At 39.2% G+C, this 16,581-nt stretch carries 17 protein-coding genes; 4 read left to right on the forward strand and 13 right to left on the reverse strand.

The features are described from left to right. Positions 1 to 3: 3 nt before the first annotated feature. From kdsB to QLG01_RS15000, 10 genes are all read right to left on the reverse strand, one after another. Entirely contained in the window at positions 4 to 765 is a 762-nt protein-coding gene (gene kdsB / locus QLG01_RS14955) for a 3-deoxy-manno-octulosonate cytidylyltransferase (protein ID WP_282496843.1), read from the reverse strand. Between the two features lie 9 nt (positions 766 to 774). Beyond that, entirely contained in the window at positions 775 to 1,785 is a 1,011-nt protein-coding gene (gene lpxK, locus QLG01_RS14960) for a tetraacyldisaccharide 4'-kinase (protein WP_282496844.1), read from the reverse strand. 2 nt (positions 1,786 to 1,787) lie between these two features. Next, complete coding sequence (msbA, locus tag QLG01_RS14965; protein ID WP_151768061.1) at positions 1,788 to 3,515, reverse strand: lipid A export permease/ATP-binding protein MsbA; 1,728 nt, start codon at positions 3,513 to 3,515, stop codon at positions 1,788 to 1,790. After that, positions 3,512 to 3,940 (reverse strand): biopolymer transporter ExbD, encoded by a 429-nt coding sequence (locus tag QLG01_RS14970; protein WP_004642621.1) that lies wholly within the window; start codon positions 3,938 to 3,940, stop codon positions 3,512 to 3,514. Before QLG01_RS14970 ends, msbA begins: the two co-directional genes overlap by 4 nt. 14 nt (positions 3,941 to 3,954) lie before the next feature. Then, a complete protein-coding gene (locus QLG01_RS14975) occupies positions 3,955 to 4,590 on the reverse strand; it encodes a MotA/TolQ/ExbB proton channel family protein (RefSeq protein ID WP_013198088.1) in 636 nt (211 codons plus the stop codon). A gap of 50 nt (positions 4,591 to 4,640) precedes the next feature. Continuing rightward, the gene (locus QLG01_RS14980; protein ID WP_005304694.1) at positions 4,641 to 5,528 is read right to left on the reverse strand and encodes a ParB/RepB/Spo0J family partition protein; all 888 of its coding nucleotides are present in this window, start codon (positions 5,526 to 5,528) and stop codon (positions 4,641 to 4,643) included. Continuing rightward, positions 5,525 to 6,307 (reverse strand): ParA family protein, encoded by a 783-nt coding sequence (locus QLG01_RS14985; protein ID WP_003651453.1) that lies wholly within the window; start codon positions 6,305 to 6,307, stop codon positions 5,525 to 5,527. Before QLG01_RS14985 ends, QLG01_RS14980 begins: the two co-directional genes overlap by 4 nt. A 21-nt stretch (positions 6,308 to 6,328) precedes the next feature. Then, complete coding sequence (gene rsmG, locus QLG01_RS14990; protein ID WP_003651451.1) at positions 6,329 to 6,961, reverse strand: 16S rRNA (guanine(527)-N(7))-methyltransferase RsmG; 633 nt, start codon at positions 6,959 to 6,961, stop codon at positions 6,329 to 6,331. A gap of 87 nt (positions 6,962 to 7,048) precedes the next feature. Beyond that, positions 7,049 to 7,738, reverse strand: a complete 690-nt coding sequence (gene murU / locus QLG01_RS14995; RefSeq protein WP_282496846.1) for an N-acetylmuramate alpha-1-phosphate uridylyltransferase MurU — start codon at positions 7,736 to 7,738, stop codon at positions 7,049 to 7,051. Further along, positions 7,738 to 8,751 (reverse strand): phosphotransferase, encoded by a 1,014-nt coding sequence (locus QLG01_RS15000; RefSeq protein WP_282496847.1) that lies wholly within the window; start codon positions 8,749 to 8,751, stop codon positions 7,738 to 7,740. Before QLG01_RS15000 ends, murU begins: the two co-directional genes overlap by 1 nt. A gap of 120 nt (positions 8,752 to 8,871) precedes the next feature. Here QLG01_RS15000 and QLG01_RS15005 point away from each other — a divergent pair, with 120 nt between their 5' ends. Beyond that, positions 8,872 to 11,310 (forward strand): LPS-assembly protein LptD, encoded by a 2,439-nt coding sequence (locus QLG01_RS15005; protein WP_282496848.1) that lies wholly within the window; start codon positions 8,872 to 8,874, stop codon positions 11,308 to 11,310. After that, positions 11,310 to 12,620, forward strand: a complete 1,311-nt coding sequence (locus QLG01_RS15010) for a peptidylprolyl isomerase (RefSeq protein ID WP_049836512.1) — start codon at positions 11,310 to 11,312, stop codon at positions 12,618 to 12,620. Before QLG01_RS15005 ends, QLG01_RS15010 begins: the two co-directional genes overlap by 1 nt. Positions 12,621 to 12,735: 115 nt before the next feature. On the opposite strand, the gene fba is transcribed toward QLG01_RS15010, so the two are convergent. The 3 genes from fba to QLG01_RS15025 form a co-directional block, all read right to left on the reverse strand. After that, the gene (gene fba / locus QLG01_RS15015; RefSeq protein ID WP_005304678.1) at positions 12,736 to 13,773 is read right to left on the reverse strand and encodes a class II fructose-bisphosphate aldolase; all 1,038 of its coding nucleotides are present in this window, start codon (positions 13,771 to 13,773) and stop codon (positions 12,736 to 12,738) included. A 121-nt stretch (positions 13,774 to 13,894) separates the two neighbouring features. Continuing rightward, positions 13,895 to 14,140: a hypothetical protein gene (locus tag QLG01_RS15020; protein WP_013198094.1), complete on the reverse strand. Its 246-nt coding sequence runs from the start codon at positions 14,138 to 14,140 to the stop codon at positions 13,895 to 13,897. Between the two features lie 124 nt (positions 14,141 to 14,264). Continuing rightward, positions 14,265 to 15,452, reverse strand: coding sequence for a phosphoglycerate kinase (locus QLG01_RS15025; protein ID WP_151768065.1), 1,188 nt, complete (start codon positions 15,450 to 15,452; stop codon positions 14,265 to 14,267). Between the two features lie 138 nt (positions 15,453 to 15,590). Here QLG01_RS15025 and QLG01_RS15030 point away from each other — a divergent pair, with 138 nt between their 5' ends. Both QLG01_RS15030 and QLG01_RS15035 read left to right on the forward strand, forming a co-directional pair. Beyond that, positions 15,591 to 15,974, forward strand: a complete 384-nt coding sequence (locus QLG01_RS15030) for a DUF2237 domain-containing protein (protein ID WP_003651438.1) — start codon at positions 15,591 to 15,593, stop codon at positions 15,972 to 15,974. Beyond that, on the forward strand, positions 15,974 to 16,567 hold the full coding sequence (locus QLG01_RS15035) for a Maf family protein (protein WP_282496849.1): 594 nt from the start codon (positions 15,974 to 15,976) through the stop codon (positions 16,565 to 16,567). The genes QLG01_RS15030 and QLG01_RS15035 overlap by 1 nt, the downstream gene beginning before the upstream one ends. Positions 16,568 to 16,581: the final 14 nt, after the last annotated feature.

Raw genomic sequence — 16,581 nt, forward strand, 5'->3', positions numbered from 1 at the left:
CGCTTATTCAAAAGATTCGACAGGCATATTATTTAAGCGATCAAGATCAGCTTGAGTATCCACACCGGGTGGTAAATTTGCTTGAGCAACAGCAATCGCAATACGATGTCCATTTTCTAAAACACGTAATTGTTCAAGACTTTCTAATTTTTCAAGCCTACCCATATCCCAGGTCACATATTCTTGCAATAAGCTCACTCGATACGCATATAAACCTAAATGACGAAATGCTTGTGTATGTAAAGTCGGTTCCTCATGTTTAGCCCCATCCCGATCATAAGGAATAGTTGCTCGGCTAAAATATAAGGCTTCATTTTGTTTAGACATGACTACTTTTACAATACTATCGCGCTGAAATTCATCTAAGGTATGAATAGGCTCGCACAACGTCGACATTGAACAATTTGGTTTATCAACCAAAAGTTTTGCAACTTGCTTAACAAGTTGGGCTGGTAATAAAGGTTCATCTCCCTGAACATTTACAATAATGTCATTAGCATCCCAACCTTTAATACGCGCAACTTCACTTAATCGGTCTGTTCCTGATGGGTGATCAGGACTCGTGAGAACAACATCTACACCATCTGCACGGCAAATCTCAGCAATACGCTCATCATCTGTCGCCACGCATAAATCATCAAAGCCTTCGACTTTTTTAGCTTGATCGACTACACGTAAAATCATAGGACGGTCATGAATAAGCAACAATGGTTTACCTGGCAAACGCGAACTTGAGAAGCGTGCTGGAATGACGATGTGTTTCATTTTTTCTTCCTAAGATAATTGGATATCAAGTTGTTGCAGTTGCTGCTTTAAAACCTGATAACACTCTACAGACAGGATAGCTTTAACAGGAACAACCCAAATAGGCTGTTTAAATTCTGGATATTTTTCAAGCAATGGCAATAATTTAACCGCATCTTTTTCAGTTGTAATAAGTGGCAGTTCATCATTAAAAATTAAATCATCAATTGAGTAATCATGATGGTCACGAAACGCATGTTCTTGAAATTGTTTCAGGCCTAAATCTTTAAGTGTTTGATAAAACCGCTGTGGAAAGCCAATACCCACTACAGCATGATAATTACTTTGAGGATTAAAAATGTGTTCGCCCCTTGGCGAAGGATTAAGTAAATATGGCTGTCCAGTCTCAAGATGCATATTTAATTCTGTAGTTGGTTGATACGCATGTTCAATTACTGTTCCAGTTTCTAAACGCTCAACAGGCTCTCTTAAATATCCTTCAGGTAATAGTTTTTGATTTCCTAAGCCGCGATTTTGATCAAGTACAATCCACTCGATTTGTCGTCCCAATGCCCAATGCTGCAAACCATCATCACTAATAATTAAATCTACTGATGTTGATGCTAATAAAAGTTCAATTGCAGCCTGTCTATTAGGACCTACTGCCATTGGTACACTTGTCGATTGAACAATTAATGCAGGCTCATCTCCAACCTGAGTTGCTTGAGCACCCGAAGTAACTAACATGGGAAAAGGACCTATACCACCATATCCACGGCTAATGACCCCAACTTTGACATTATGCTGTTGTAGATAATTCACCAGTTGTATTAATAATGGAGTTTTTCCACTTCCACCCACAGTAATATTACCAATCACCATGACCGGTACAGGTGCTTTATAAACTTTCTTTAAACCCACAGTATAAAAATTACGATTTAATAGAAACCCAGCACGATACAAACAAGATAATGGACGTAAAGCAATCAACCAACTCGATTGCTTATTCCATGCATTCTGGATCAGCTGGGCCAATGACATGCTTAGTTATCCTCAAAATTACGCTGATGTAATTGATAATAAGCACCATGTTTCTCAAGAAGCTCTTTATGAGTACCTTGCTCAACGATTTTTCCTTGATCCATCACTACAATACGATCAGCATTTTCAATTGTTGATAAACGGTGTGCAATAACGATCGTTGTACGGTCTTGCATCGCTTCATCAAATGCTTGCTGAATAAAATGTTCAGATTCATTATCGAGAGCACTTGTAGCTTCATCTAAAATTAGAATTGGAGCATTCTTTAAGATTGCTCGAGCAATTGCAATTCGTTGACGCTGGCCACCCGATAGATTTAAACCTTGTGCGCCTAAAACAGTATCGTAACCATTTGGCAAATTCATAATGAAGTCATGTGCATAGGCTGCTTTTGCCGCTGCATAGATTTTTTCATCTGATGCGCCTTCCAACTGACCATATGCAATATTTTCACGAACAGTACGGTTAAACAATATAACCTGTTGATTTACCATTGCAATTTGCGTACGCAGACAAGAAAGTTCAATATTATTAATTGGCAAATCATCTAAATAGATTTGTCCACTCGATACTTCTTGAAAACGTACCAACATATTCACTAATGAACTTTTACCCGCCCCTGAACGACCAACCAATGCCACAGTTTGACCAGGGAGAATATCTAAAGAAAAATCTTTAATAGCTGATACACCATCAGCATAATTTAATGTCACATGATCAAAACGGATTGCCCCATTTAATTTAGGTTTCAATTGACCGTTATTTTGCTCTTCAGGTAAATCTAGTAATTCAAAAACAGAATGAGCTGCTGCTAAACCACGTTGTAACTTTTCATTAACATCAGTCAAGCTTTTAACAGGTTTTGCTAACAGGCCAGCTGCGGTAAGGTAAGCTACAAATTCACCAGCACTTGTATTACCTAAAATCTGAGGTCGTAAAGCTAACCATACAATAAGGGCCATAGCACAAGCCATTACCACCTGAACAACTGGGCTATTCAGGTTTTGCACAATCACCATTTTTAAACCACGTTTTAAGTTCTCTTCCGATGACTTATAGAAACGTTTTTGTTCAGATTCTTCACCAGCAAAAGTTTTTACTACAGCATTACCATTAATACTTTCTTGGACAACATGGTTCACATCACCCATCGTATCTTGAACTTGTAACGAAAGCTTTCGCATACGTTTCGAAGCTTTACGTACCAATACACCAATTACAGGTAAAAACACAAAAACGCATAAGGTAAGACGCCAATTGGTATAGAACAGGTAACCTAATAGTCCAATAGTAATCATCCCATCCCTAACAATGGTTCTTAATGATTCCGAAGAAGCAGCTGTTAGCTGTTCAACGTTATACATAATTTTGGCGGTAATATGACCAGATGAATTATCTAAGTAATATTGTGCTGGGAGTCTTAAAAGTTTCGCATAAACTTCCTGACGAATACTAAAAACTAAACTACGGGAAATCACAGCAGTATAGTAGCCGCCCATAAATAGGCCTAAGCCGCGGAAGAATACTAATAAAATAATTAATAACGGGAACCAATCCAAATCTGCTCTACTGCTGTTTTGGATTGCATCAATAATAAATTTAATCAATTTAGCAACGGAAACTTCTGTTGCTGAGTTAATACCGAACCCGATAAGTACTAATAAGGCCACGCCCCAATAAGGTTTTAAATAGGCTAAGAGACGCGTATAAACCTTAAAATCTTGATTCACTCAGAAAAACCTCTAGAAGGAACTTTGGTACTAATATTGATGTTAACAAAACCGAGTTGTCCTGCCACATCCATAACGCGAATTACATCCTGATGAGACGCTTTGGCATCCGCAGCAATGATGAACATAAAGTCACGGTGCTCTTGAGCAACTTGCTTAATTGCAGTACTCAGATCAGCAACCTCTTTAGATGAAAGCGCTTGACCATTCACAGCATAATGACCAGCAGAGTCTACCACGACTTCAATTTTATGATCGTACTGTTTTGGTGGAACACCTTGTGCATCTGGTAATGTTAAATTGATGCGACTTGGCTGATTAAAAGTGGTCGACAGCAATAAAAAAACCAAAATGAACAACAAACAGTCAATCATAGGCGTTAAATTGATATGAATGTCTTCAACTTGAGAACGTTTAAACTTCATTTGGCGTCCACCTCTTAACCAACACGGCGGTGTTCAGCTACAGACGAAGAACGCTTATAGAACAATGAAGCATGAAACAAGGTCGATTGCTGTTCTAATTCAGCAATATAATCTTGTACTACTCTTTGGAAATAGCGATAAGCAATTAGAGCAGGAATTGCAATTAACATTCCAACAGCCGTGGTAATTAATGCTTTAGAGATACCAGGGATCATTAAACTTGGACTACCAGCCGATCCAAAATCAATCACAAGAAATGACTCAATAATTCCCACCACAGTGCCAAGCAATCCGAGTAACGGCGCTACAGCACTTAAAGTGCCCAAGAAATTAATATTTTTTTCTAAATAGGAAATTTCTTGAGAAGCTGCAACTTCCATTTGCGCGCGAGCAAATTGCTCACCATGTTCGCGATGCTCAAAGCCTGCTTTTAAAATGTGTCCCAATGCACTATTTTGCACTTCTACATTTTGTTCTAAACTTTCCACTATATCTTCAGCTCTTAAAGAGCTCTTACCGCTTAATGCTTCGGGTAGAACTTGTGAACGTCTTAACCGAACAAAACGTTCAATACTGATCGCAACAGTTAAAATTGAGCATAGAATTAAAGGCAGCATCAACCAGCCACCCGCTCTCACAAGTTCCCACATATGTTCTTCCCCAAGAATATAAAATTAGAAATACATGACCCAACTGCAAATTATTCTGGCAAGCAAATATTTAAAATGCCATCTAACTCATCCAAGGTATGATAATGAATAACAAGTTTACCCTTACCTTTTTGGTTATGATCAATTTTTACATTAGCGCCAAAACGCTCTGATAATTTTTGTGTCAATTGCTCAATATCTGGTGCTACAGGCGCTTTTTCCTTTTCCTGCTTAGGCTCACTTCTATCACGCACCAATTGCTCTGTTTGACGAACGGACAATCCTTTCTCGATTACAATTTTAGCAACTTCTAATTGATCTTTACCTTTCAATGTCAAAATTGCTCGAGCATGCCCCATATCAAGCTGCCCTTGCTGCATGAAATCTTTAATATCATCAGCTAAACTCAATAAGCGCAGTAGATTACTGACAGTGGTGCGTGCTTTACCAACTGTGTCGGCAATTTCCTGATGACTTAAACCAAATTCATCATGAAAGCGTTGTAGAGCTATTGCTTGATCAATTGGATTTAAATCTTGACGCTGAATGTTTTCAATTAACGCTAATGCAATTGCAACCTGATCATTTAAATCACGAACAATTGCAGGAATTTCAGTTAAGCCGGCAAGTTGAGCTGCACGCCAACGACGCTCACCCGCAATGATTTCATATGGATGTGTTTCATCATCAACTGGACGGATTACAATAGGCTGCATCACGCCATGTTTTTCAATAGAAGATGCTAACTCTTGTAAATCATGCTCATGAATAAAACGACGTGGTTGATATTCACCACGTTTCAGTAAATTCACATCAATTTGCTTTAACTGTCCGTGGTCTAACGCCTGTGCTTCCAGTTGTAGTTTTTCTTTTTGAATTGAACCAAGTAATGCATCTAAACCACGTCCTTTAGCCAACCCGCGTTTTTTGATGCTCATACTTTACTTCCTTTCTTCACTTTACTTCTCTTTAACATCTCAGCTGCAAGATTTAAGTATGCAACTGCACCTTTAGAACTTTTTTCGAAATAGATAACAGGCAACCCGTGTGCTGGTGCTTCTGCTAAGCGAACATTTCGTGGAACAACAGTATCATAAAGTTTCTTGCCAAAATATTGCTCTAGTTCTGCAGACACATCACGTGTTAAAGCATTTCGTGCATCGTACATCGTACGTAATACACCAATAATTTCTAAATCAGGATTGAGTGCTTTTTGAATACGATCAATAGTCTGAGTTAAATCAGCCAAACCCTCTAGCGCATAATATTCGCATTGCATTGGAATAATTACACTATCTACAGCCGCCAAAGCATTAACAGTAATCAAACTCAAGCTTGGAGCACAATCCACAATGATATAGTCAAATGAGTTTCTGATTTCATTCAAAGCGTTCTTTAGAATGAATTCACGACCTTCCTGCTCTGCGATAGCGAGCTCTACACCTGAAAGCTCACGATTAGAGCCTAGAACTTTATATCCAACTTCTGCTTTTTGAATGGCTGTTTCAATTGGAACTTCGCCAAGAAGAACATCTGTAATTGAATACAAAAGATCGTTCTTTTGAATACCAGACCCCATCGTAGCATTACCTTGTGAGTCCATATCTACAAGTAATACACGTTTTTTTAATACAGCTAGAGACGCTGCAAGATTTACTGCAGTCGTTGTTTTACCAACACCACCCTTTTGGTTTGCAATCGCAATAATTTGAGCCATGGTAACCTTAATACTTTTTATTTAGATACGTTGAAGTAAAAGTAAATGACGTTGTTCATCAAGTCTTGGTACGCGCAGTTCAATCACTTTACATGAAAAGTCCTGCTTGAGCTGCTCAATTTCCTCAACTGGCACTACACCTTTCATCGCTGCGATTATACTGCTCTGATGAAGATATGGCTGAGCTGCATCTACAAAGTCCGTTAAAGAAGCAAAAGCTCGACTTGTTATGACGTCAAACTGGCCAAGCTCATCAATTGTATCTTGATTCTCAACACGTGTTTGTACTGCCACAACGTTACTCAATTTAAGATCAGCAATAAATTGCTTCAAAAAACGAATTTTTTTACCATTAGAATCTAAAAGAACACATTGGCGTTGTGGCTGACAAAGAGCAATAATCATGCCAGGCATACCACCACCTGTACCCACATCAAGTAATCTACCTTCAGGTAAGTCATTTAAAATACTTAGACTATCCAACAAATGCTTCACTAACATTTCTTTCGGATCACGAATTGCTGTCAGATTATATGCTTTATTCCAAAGTACCAAAGCATCTTGATACTTTAACAATAATGCCAAAGCTTCATCGCTAAGCGATAAACCTAATTTTTGACTACCCTGTTGTAACTCTTGAAAAAACGGATGCATAAACAGATAACATCTAAGTAAAATTTAAAACAAAGTATACCCATTTATGCATCGTGGAACACTAGTTAACGATTAGGGATTACACACTTAATCGTAGAAGCCTTCACGAATTTGCAAATCTAGCTCCAATAAACGCTCAGGTGTTCCAACATCGACCCATGCACCTTTAAGCTTTTCACCAGATATTTTTTGATTGTGCATCGCTTGCTTCAACAGTGGAGCTAAAGGACGTTTACCGGGTTCCAATCCATCAAAAAGCTTAGGATGGATAACAGACACACCACTAAAAGTGAGATTCTCACCCGTCACATCTTGATCGAATGTAAAAGCGCGTCCATCCAATAATGTAAAGTCACCTTCAGGATGCTGTTTAGGGTTATCAACCAATACAAGATGTGCTAAATCATCATTTAACTTAATATGGGGTAGAACTTCAAAATCCATTGTGGTCCATACATCTCCATTCACCAGAATAAACGGATCTGTTCCAAGCAGTGGCAAAGCATTAATAATTCCACCAGCTGTTTCTAGCCCTTCATCCTCTCGTGTCCAACGGATATCTACACCAAATTGAGAGCCGTCTCCTAAGCTACTGATGAGTTTATCGGCCAACCATGCAGAATTGATGACGATTTCGGTCACACCAATTTTCTTAAGCTTTTCAATATGCCACACAATTAGCGGCTTACCGCCTACCTCAAGCAGAGGCTTTGGTGTATATAGCGTAAGTGGACGCATACGATTACCCAAGCCAGCAGCAAGAATCATTGCTTTCATTATGCTGCCACCTCATAGCTACCATATTTATCGGTAAATTTAGGCATCACTATGTTATTTATAAATACCATAAATTCTTCAAGTTCAGCGTAACCACGACTTTCTTCGAGTAAATACCACATGACTCGCGGCAAGTCTTTTAAGTATCCAGACTTACCATCACGCTCAAACAAACGAACAAAAATGCCAAGAATTTTAATATGGCGCTGAATAGCCATTAAATCTGCATCACGCTTAAATTGCTCAAAACTACGGTTCTGTTTGGCAGACTCAGGCAATAAGTCATAAAAGGTTCTAAACCAATGATAAACATGCTCAGCATTCCATTGAACATATGCATCACGAGTAATCGAAATTAAGTCATATGTATCAGCACCAATAACAGCATCTTGGAAGTCGATTACTCCAAGCTCTAGTTCATTTTCAATTTTCATCAGATTACGACTGTGAAAATCTCGATGTACAATAACTTGTGGTTGGGCTACTGCGGCACGAGCCAAGAAATCAAATGCATCATCAATCGTTTTTTTCTGCTCAGCAGTCGGCTGAATAGCAAGCGATGGCAACATCCAGTCTGTAAGCAACTGCATTTCCGACATTAATTTTTCGTAGGAATAAGCTGGAAACTGGTTAGTCCCATCAATAGTTTGTAATTGAATAAGTTGTTTAAAACTTTGTTCATAGTATTTATCGACTGTTTCATCATTTAATAATGTAGACAACAGTACATCACCAAAATCTTCCAATAGCAGAAAACCTTGAGCCAAATCTTTCGCGACGATCTGCGGTACGCGTACACCATGGCCTGCAAAAAATTCGTCAATGGTCACAAACGGAACACAGTCTTCTTTTTCTGGAGGGGCATCCATAAGCATATACGTTTTATTTTGTAACTGGATACGCGCATAACGTCGGAAGCTTGCATCACCTGCTAAAAAAGCGATCTTAAATTGATCATTTTTAAGAACAGATGTAAGCCATGTATATATCAATTGTTCACGTTGTGTATTCATTTGCAATAAAATCTAAAACAAGCTGAGATTTTTGAAGGGTTAAGTGTAGCCACTTATAAACTTTTTCTCTATGATGCGACAATAATTAATTGTGAATTAGCATACTTGGTTAATGAGACAATGAAGCATCAGTTTAAATTTAATCCTTTAGCGACAGCTATTTTTACGCTCTTATGTGGCTCCATACAATCAAGTTATGCTGAGTCAGCTGATGTTGTCTCCACTATAGACAATAATCAACTTAAAGCGAGCATCAAAGAAGCTTACCCGGGTCAAGAATTCTTTCAACAGTACTATGTTGATAAATCTGCACCTGAGGCCCAGCTTCGTGACAATAAATATTTAAGCTCGGCATTTTGCCAAGGTACTTGGGTTACACCGATTAACCCACAGACCAAAGCTGTAGATGCCGATAAGACGACTTCTGTCGTTACGGCTAATTATGGACATTATAATCCTGCCGGCGACTCGGTTTTAGAAGGCGATGTCGTTATTGATCAGGAAGGACGCACAATTCGTGCTGACAAGGTTACGATTGATAAGACACAAACCTTTGCACACGCACAAGGCCGAGTACAACTCGCTCAAGGTGGGTTGCTTTCACAGAGTGACGAAATTAATTACAACCTAAAAAACCAGACTGGTAATTTAGAAAATAGTTTTTATATTTCTGAACAGCAACATGCTCATGGTCATGCAGGGAAAATCGAAAGAACATCACCAAATGTCATGGTTCTTAACGATGCGACCTACTCGACTTGTCCACCGGGTCAAAAACCAGGTTGGAAAATTCAGGCAAATAAAATTGAGTTAAATCAGGAAACTGGACGTGGTACAACCCACGGAACAAAACTATATGTCAAAGATGTTCCAGTTCTAGCAATTCCCTACTTTAATTTCCCAATTGATGATCGCCGAACTACAGGCATTCTCAATCCACAGTTTGGTTTCTCAAACGATGGTGGTGTTGAGCTGTCTGTTCCGGTTTATTTAAACCTTGCACCTAACTATGATCTGACACTTACTCCGCGCTATTTAGCAGACCGCGGTGCAATGTTAAAAGGTGACTTTAGATATTTAACCGATGGCTTTGGTGCGGGTGAGATGTGGGGTGGCATGTTGCCATCTGACAAAGAATATGATGATAAAGATCGTAAAGATTTCCATTTCTTACATAACTGGAATATCAACGATCAATGGTCGACCAATCTAGAGTACAACTACGCTTCAGATAAAGACTATTTCTCAGATTTAGATAGCAGCCCTAACTCTAAAACAGACTTAAACTTACGTAGAGCATGGGAGCTTAACTATCAACACGGGATTCCGGGTTTAAAAGCTCAGCTTAAAGTCGAAGATTTCCAAACACTTGATCCTGATATTGCCGATGTTGATAAGCCTTATGCACGCTTGCCACAATTCTTATTAAATTATGTCACGGGTAATCCATTAGGTTTACAATACGAGTTTAATAACGATACTGCATACTTCAAGAAATCAATTAATGATGATTCTGCTCAGGAAAGTAGCGGTACACGTATCTACAACCAGTTTGCAACACGCTACAACTACCGCACACCAGCAGCATTTGTAATCCCTGAAGTTTCAGTACGTTCTATTCAAACATTCTATGATAAGGACAGTATCGCATCTCAAGGTCTGGATGGCGGTTCTGAAAATAAATCAGTCGTTGTACCTCAATTCACATTGGATACTGGACTGAATTTTGAACGTGAGGGCAAGTACCTACAAACACTTACCCCTCGTGCGTTTTATGCATATGCTCCATACAAAAACCAAGACAACTATCCAAATTTTGACTCAACTTCAGCATCAGTAAGTTACGATCAATTATTCAACCCTTACCGCTTCTACGGACATGACCGTCTTGAAGATAACAACTTTTTATCACTTGGCGTAAGCTATAGCCTTTTTGATACAGTCGGCTTAGAGCGTTTACGTGCAAGTGTTGGTCAAAGTTATTATTTTGAAGATCGTCGTGTGACATTAAAGCAACAAGATGAGATTGATACTGAAAGTAACACTGGTCCAGTTGTAAGTTTAACAAGCCAGTTAAACCAAAACTTCACCATTGCTGCCAACTCAGCATGGATGTCTAATGGTGACAATGCTCAGCGTGATTTCCAAGTTTATTATACTGGAGATAAAGGAAACCTATATAACTTAGGCTATTTCTACCGTAAAGACATTGCAGGACGTCAAGATACTTACGATCAGGTTGTTGCATCGTTTATACAACCAGTTAAAGATAATTGGCGTATTATGGGCCACGTACAATATGACATGGACAATGATGTTGCCCGCGAGATATTACTAGGGGTTAACTATGAGTCATGTTGCTGGGGCATTTCTGTCTATGGTCGCTCATACTATAACGATCTAGATGATCCAAAATCTCCAGATGTTAGTGAAAAACGTGCCATTATGGCCGAAATTACGCTAAAAGGTTTAGGTGGTTTAAACAATAAACTCGCGTCTTTACTTGAAAATCGCGTTTTAGGTTTTAACAAAATTAATCAATCTTGGACACAACGTTAATGAAGACAAAGCATCTTAAACAGTTTTTTAAAGCAACTACCCTTGCTGCCCTAATCTCTTCATCAATGCATAGTTTTGCCCAACCCGCTGATGAAGTTGTGGCAATTGTGGACAATAGCGTAATTTTAAAAAGTGACCTTCAACAAGGGATGGCTGAAGCCGCTCACGAACTGCAAGCACAAAAAAAAGAGGTTCCACCTCAGCAATATTTACAATTTCAGGTATTAGATCAACTCATCTTGCGTGAGGCACAACTTGAACAAGTTAAAAAATATGGCATCAAACCTGATGAAAAAAGCTTAAATGAAGCAGTCTTAAAAGTAGCAAGTCAATCTGGAAGTAAAAGTTTAGAAGCTTTCCAGCAAAAGTTGGATGCTATGGCACCAGGAACTTATGAAAGTTTACGTGGCCGAATCGCTGAAGATTTAGCGATTAGCCGTTTGCGCCAACAACAAGTCATGTCCCGTATTAAAATTAGTGACCAAGACGTAGAAAACTTCTTGAAATCACCTCAGGGACAGGCAGCTTTAGGCAACCAAGCGCATGTAATTCATATGCGTATTACTGGTGATAATCCGCAGGAAGTTCAATCTGTAGCTCAAGAAGTACGCTCAAAGCTTGCACAAAGTAATGATATAAACGCATTGAAAAAGCTTTCAACTGCAAATGCAAAAGTTGATGGGGCTGACATGGGATTCCGCCCACTTTCAGATATTCCTGCCGAACTTGCAGCCCGTATTACCCCATTACAAGAAGGTCAAACAACCGACTTAATTTCAGTACGTGATGGTGTACATGTTTTAAAGCTTATTGAACGTAAACAAAATGAGCAAAAAGCTTTAGTACCTCAATATCAAACTCGCCATATTCTTATTCAACCGTCTGAAGTGGTTAGCCTTGATAATGCCAAGCAAATTATTGACAACATCTATAAACGCTTAAAAGCTGGCGATGATTTTGCAACTCTTGCAGCGACCTATTCAAATGATACTGGTTCAGCACGTGATGGCGGCAGCTTAGGTTGGGTAACGCCTGGCATGATGGTGCCTGAATTTGACAAAAAAATGCAGGAAATTCCTGTAGGTGAAATCAGCGAACCATTCCAAACTCAATTCGGTTGGCACATTTTACAAGTAACTGAAAAACGCGAAAAAGATATGACTCATGAATATCAAGAGCGTATGGCTCGTCAGATTTTAGGTGAACGCCAATTTAATACCGAAATCGACAGCTGGTTGCGTGAAGTGCGTGCGAATGCTTATGTAGAAATTAAAGATCCAAGTCTAGACAAAAAGAACTTACAAAAGTAAGTCTTTTGTCTTCATTAAAACCTGCGATGAACGCAGGTTTTTTTATGAATAAAATTCACTTAATAAAAAACCGGTTATAAATAACCGGTTTTTTTAAATTAAACCCTAACGGGAATTATTTATAACGATCAACCATTTTCTCTAAAGAAATTGGACGAATCTTGTCAGCATTTCCAGCTGTACCAAATGCTTCATAACGATCGATACAAATTTGCTTCATTGTATCAACTGTTTTAGCAAAGTATTTGCGTGGATCAAACTCAGATGGATTCTCTGCCAAAAATTGACGAATCGCACCAGTTGAAGCTAAACGTAAATCAGTATCAATGTTGATTTTACGTACACCGTGTTTGATTGCTTCTACAAGCTGCTCAACAGGTACGCCATAAGTTTCGCCAATATTACCGCCAAACTCATTGATTACCTTTAACCATTCTTGCGGAACAGAACTCGAACCATGCATTACAAGATGAGTATTTGGTAATGCCGCATGAATTTCTTTAATGCGGTCAATTGCCAAAATATCGCCTGTAGGTGGACGCGTAAATTTATACGCACCGTGTGAAGTACCAACTGCAATTGCTAGTGCATCAACATTTGTATCAGCAACGAACTGAGTCGCTTCTTCAACAGAAGTTAAAAGTTGTGAGTGGTCTAGCACACCTTCTGCGCCAACACCATCTTCTTCACCAGCCATACCAGTTTCAAGGCTACCTAAACAGCCAATCTCACCTTCAACAGAAACACCACATGCATGCGCTAAAGCAACGACATTACGAGTTACATCAACGTTGTATTCGTAAGATGTAGGTGTTTTACCGTCTACACCTAATGAACCGTCCATCATCACAGAGCTAAAGCCAAGCTGAATTGAACGCTGACAGATATCAGGGCTTGTACCATGATCTTGGTGCATTACCACTGGAATATGTGGCCATTCTTCAATTGCAGCCAAAATAAGATGGCGTAAGAATGGAGCGCCTGCATATTTGCGAGCTCCAGCTGATGCTTGAACAATTACAGGTGAATTGGTTGCATCCGCGGCAAGCATGATTGCGCGCATTTGTTCTAAGTTATTTACGTTAAATGCTGGTACGCCGTAGTTATGTTCAGCAGCGTGATCCAAGAGCTGGCGCATTGAAATGAGTGCCATAATATCCTCCCAGGTAGTGCGGGTTATTCTACCCTTTCATTTATTTCAATTCAGCAACAAATCACAGTATTTCAAAAAAAATCCCCGCATATGCAGGGATTTTTTAACAAAAAACAACAAATTAATGTGTTTCTGAAGCAGCAGCCTCACTTGATGCACTACCTTCAACCACATCAGTATTCTTTTCATCTAAAACTGGCTTATCAATCGCATCAATTGCTGCTTGTTGCTCAGGCGTTACTTTTTCAGAAACAGCAGTAGAAGCTGCCGATTCTTGCCCAGCCTGAGATGCTTCATCTTTCTTAGCACAAGCAGTCAACATCATCGGTACAATTAACACAGCAGCAAATGTAAGCTTTAAATTCATCACTATTGTCCACAGTTGGTGATTTAATGCTCGCTATTTTATTGCAGATATATGACAGTTTAATGACCTATCCATGAAAAAAGGGATTGGCAACCCAATCCCTCCTTCTTTTTAGATAACAGTATTAAGCGCGCTCAAGTAGAACCGCAACTGCTGGCAAAGTCTTTCCTTCAACAAACTCAAGGAAGGCACCGCCACCTGTAGAAATATAACCAATTTGATCAGCAACGTTATATTTATCAATCGCAGCTAAAGTATCTCCGCCACCAGCAATAGAGAAACCAGCAGATTCAGCAACAGCAAGCGAAAGCGCTTTCGTACCTTCACCAAACTGATCAACTTCAAATACGCCTACAGGACCATTCCAAAGAATCGTTTTTGATGTTGTTAAAATATTTGCAAATGCTTTAGCTGTTTCCGGACCAACATCTAAAATCATGTCATTTGATGTTACATCTTCTACTTTCTTCACAACTGCTTGCGCTGCTGCTAAAGAACCCAAGAAATCTTCAAAGTTAATTTGCGAAGCATCCGCAACTACCACATCTGTAGGAAGTGGAACACTTACTTTAGCTGCAATTTGTTTTGCAGTTTCAACCAAGTCAGCTTCGTATAGTGACTTACCAACATTGAAACCAGCAGCTGCCAAGAATGTATTTGCAATACCACCACCAACGATAAGTTGATCACAAATACTAGAAAGTGAGTTTAGAACATCAAGTTTAGTTGAAACTTTAGAACCTGCAACAATTGCAACCATTGGTTTTTCAGGAGTTTGCATTGCACGGCCTAGTGCATCTAACTCAGCTGCCAATAAAGGGCCAGCTGCTGCAACTGGAGCAAAGCGAGCAACACCTTCAGTAGACGCTTCAGCACGATGAGCAGTACCAAATGCATCCATTACAAATACATCGCATAATGCAGCATATTTTTGTGCAAGCTCTGGATTATTTTTCTTTTCGCCATGGTTAAAACGTACATTCTCAAGCAATACAACTTGACCAGCTTCAACCTCTACGCCATCTAGGTAATCTGTTAACAATTTAACTTCTTGACCCAATACTTCTGTTAAATAAGCAGCGACTGGTGCAAGTGATTGTTCCGGCTTTGGTTCACCTTCAACAGGACGACCTAGATGTGAAAATACCATCACTGCTGCGCCTTTTTCTAAAGCACCCTTGATAGTTGGTAATGCTGCACGTAAGCGAGCATCACTAGTAATCACACCATTTTTGACAGGAACGTTTAAATCTTCACGAATAAGGACGCGTTTACCTGTTAAGTTAAGGTCAGTCATACGCTGAAAATTCATGTAAAGCTCTCTTTATGATTTTAAAAACGCGCCAATTTTAAATGATTACATCAAAAAAGGTTAGTTTTTTTGCATAAAAGCTGTAGAAAGCCTGAGTTTTGATTATGATAGAGATAGTCATTTGATATTTCATCCATTATGTCTATTCATCCAGATCCACAAATCAATCGTTTAAATGTTTTAGGGGAACCTTTAGCAAGCTGTTGTTTCGACCCTATTACTGGCTATTTTAGAAATGGCTTCTGCCACACAGCAGTAACAGACCTTGGTCAGCATACCGTATGTGCGCAAATGACCTCTGATTTCTTAAATTTTTCACAAAAAATAGGTAATGATCTTATTACCCCGTTACCAGAAGTAGATTTCCCTGGCCTAAAACCCGGTGATTTCTGGTGTATCTGTGTAACCCGCTGGGTAGAAGCATATCAAGCAGGTCAAGCACCTCCTATCAAAATACATGCATGTCACCAAGCTGTTTTAAGCTATGTGCCTTTAGATGTTTTAATGGAATTTGCAGTGTAATGGTTCAGCCACAAATTATTTTGGCGTCAAGCAGTCAAACGCGTAAAGCCTTAATGGATCGCTTAGGGATTAACTATATCTGTGTGAGTCCTGATATTGATGAGAGCTCTCGCAATGAAACCCATGCCGATGAACTTGCGAAAAGGCTAGCTTTCACAAAAGCTCAAGTGGTTGCTGCACAAAACCCACATGCAATTATTATTGGTTCCGATCAAGTCGCATGGCGAGAACACGCTCCTAACGACTTTATTGGTAAACCAATGACCACTGAAAATGCCAAAATACAGTTAGCAGAAAATTCAGGTCGAACTGTCTTCTTTAGTACGGCACTCAGTGTGCAATGGCTTGATGGAAATTTTGAGCAAACGCTTGTTGAACATTATCAAGTTAAATTCCGAACCCTAACTCAAGCTGAAATTGAACGATATATTGCATTAGACCAACCACTCCATTGTGCTGGTAGCTTTAAGTGTGAAAGTTTAGGAATTAGTTTGTTCGAAAAAATGACAGGCCTCGATCAGACGACACTTATGGGGTTACCCATGATTCAACTTTGCCATATCTTAAGGCAGCTTGGTCTACAAATTCCTTAATTTTAGATGTTTTT

Origin of the sequence: Acinetobacter sp. V89_4, from assembly GCF_029967875.1 — a bacterium.
In the GTDB taxonomy this organism is placed as follows: domain Bacteria; phylum Pseudomonadota; class Gammaproteobacteria; order Pseudomonadales; family Moraxellaceae; genus Acinetobacter; species Acinetobacter oleivorans.

Coding starts and splice junctions, on each gene's coding strand:
- kdsB (WP_282496843.1), bottom strand. CDS start 765: ATGAAACACATCGTCATTCCAGCACGCTTCTCAAGTTCGCGTTTGCCA.
- lpxK (WP_282496844.1), bottom strand. CDS start 1,785: ATGTCATTGGCCCAGCTGATCCAGAATGCATGGAATAAGCAATCGAGT.
- QLG01_RS14970 (WP_004642621.1), bottom strand. CDS start 3,940: ATGAAGTTTAAACGTTCTCAAGTTGAAGACATTCATATCAATTTAACG.
- QLG01_RS14975 (WP_013198088.1), bottom strand. CDS start 4,590: ATGTGGGAACTTGTGAGAGCGGGTGGCTGGTTGATGCTGCCTTTAATT.
- QLG01_RS14980 (WP_005304694.1), bottom strand. CDS start 5,528: ATGAGCATCAAAAAACGCGGGTTGGCTAAAGGACGTGGTTTAGATGCA.
- QLG01_RS14985 (WP_003651453.1), bottom strand. CDS start 6,307: ATGGCTCAAATTATTGCGATTGCAAACCAAAAGGGTGGTGTTGGTAAA.
- rsmG (WP_003651451.1), bottom strand. CDS start 6,961: ATGCATCCGTTTTTTCAAGAGTTACAACAGGGTAGTCAAAAATTAGGT.
- murU (WP_282496846.1), bottom strand. CDS start 7,738: ATGAAAGCAATGATTCTTGCTGCTGGCTTGGGTAATCGTATGCGTCCA.
- QLG01_RS15000 (WP_282496847.1), bottom strand. CDS start 8,751: ATGAATACACAACGTGAACAATTGATATATACATGGCTTACATCTGTT.
- QLG01_RS15005 (WP_282496848.1), top strand. CDS start 8,872: ATGAAGCATCAGTTTAAATTTAATCCTTTAGCGACAGCTATTTTTACG.
- QLG01_RS15010 (WP_049836512.1), top strand. CDS start 11,310: ATGAAGACAAAGCATCTTAAACAGTTTTTTAAAGCAACTACCCTTGCT.
- fba (WP_005304678.1), bottom strand. CDS start 13,773: ATGGCACTCATTTCAATGCGCCAGCTCTTGGATCACGCTGCTGAACAT.
- QLG01_RS15020 (WP_013198094.1), bottom strand. CDS start 14,140: ATGAATTTAAAGCTTACATTTGCTGCTGTGTTAATTGTACCGATGATG.
- QLG01_RS15025 (WP_151768065.1), bottom strand. CDS start 15,452: ATGAATTTTCAGCGTATGACTGACCTTAACTTAACAGGTAAACGCGTC.
- QLG01_RS15030 (WP_003651438.1), top strand. CDS start 15,591: ATGTCTATTCATCCAGATCCACAAATCAATCGTTTAAATGTTTTAGGG.
- QLG01_RS15035 (WP_282496849.1), top strand. CDS start 15,974: ATGGTTCAGCCACAAATTATTTTGGCGTCAAGCAGTCAAACGCGTAAA.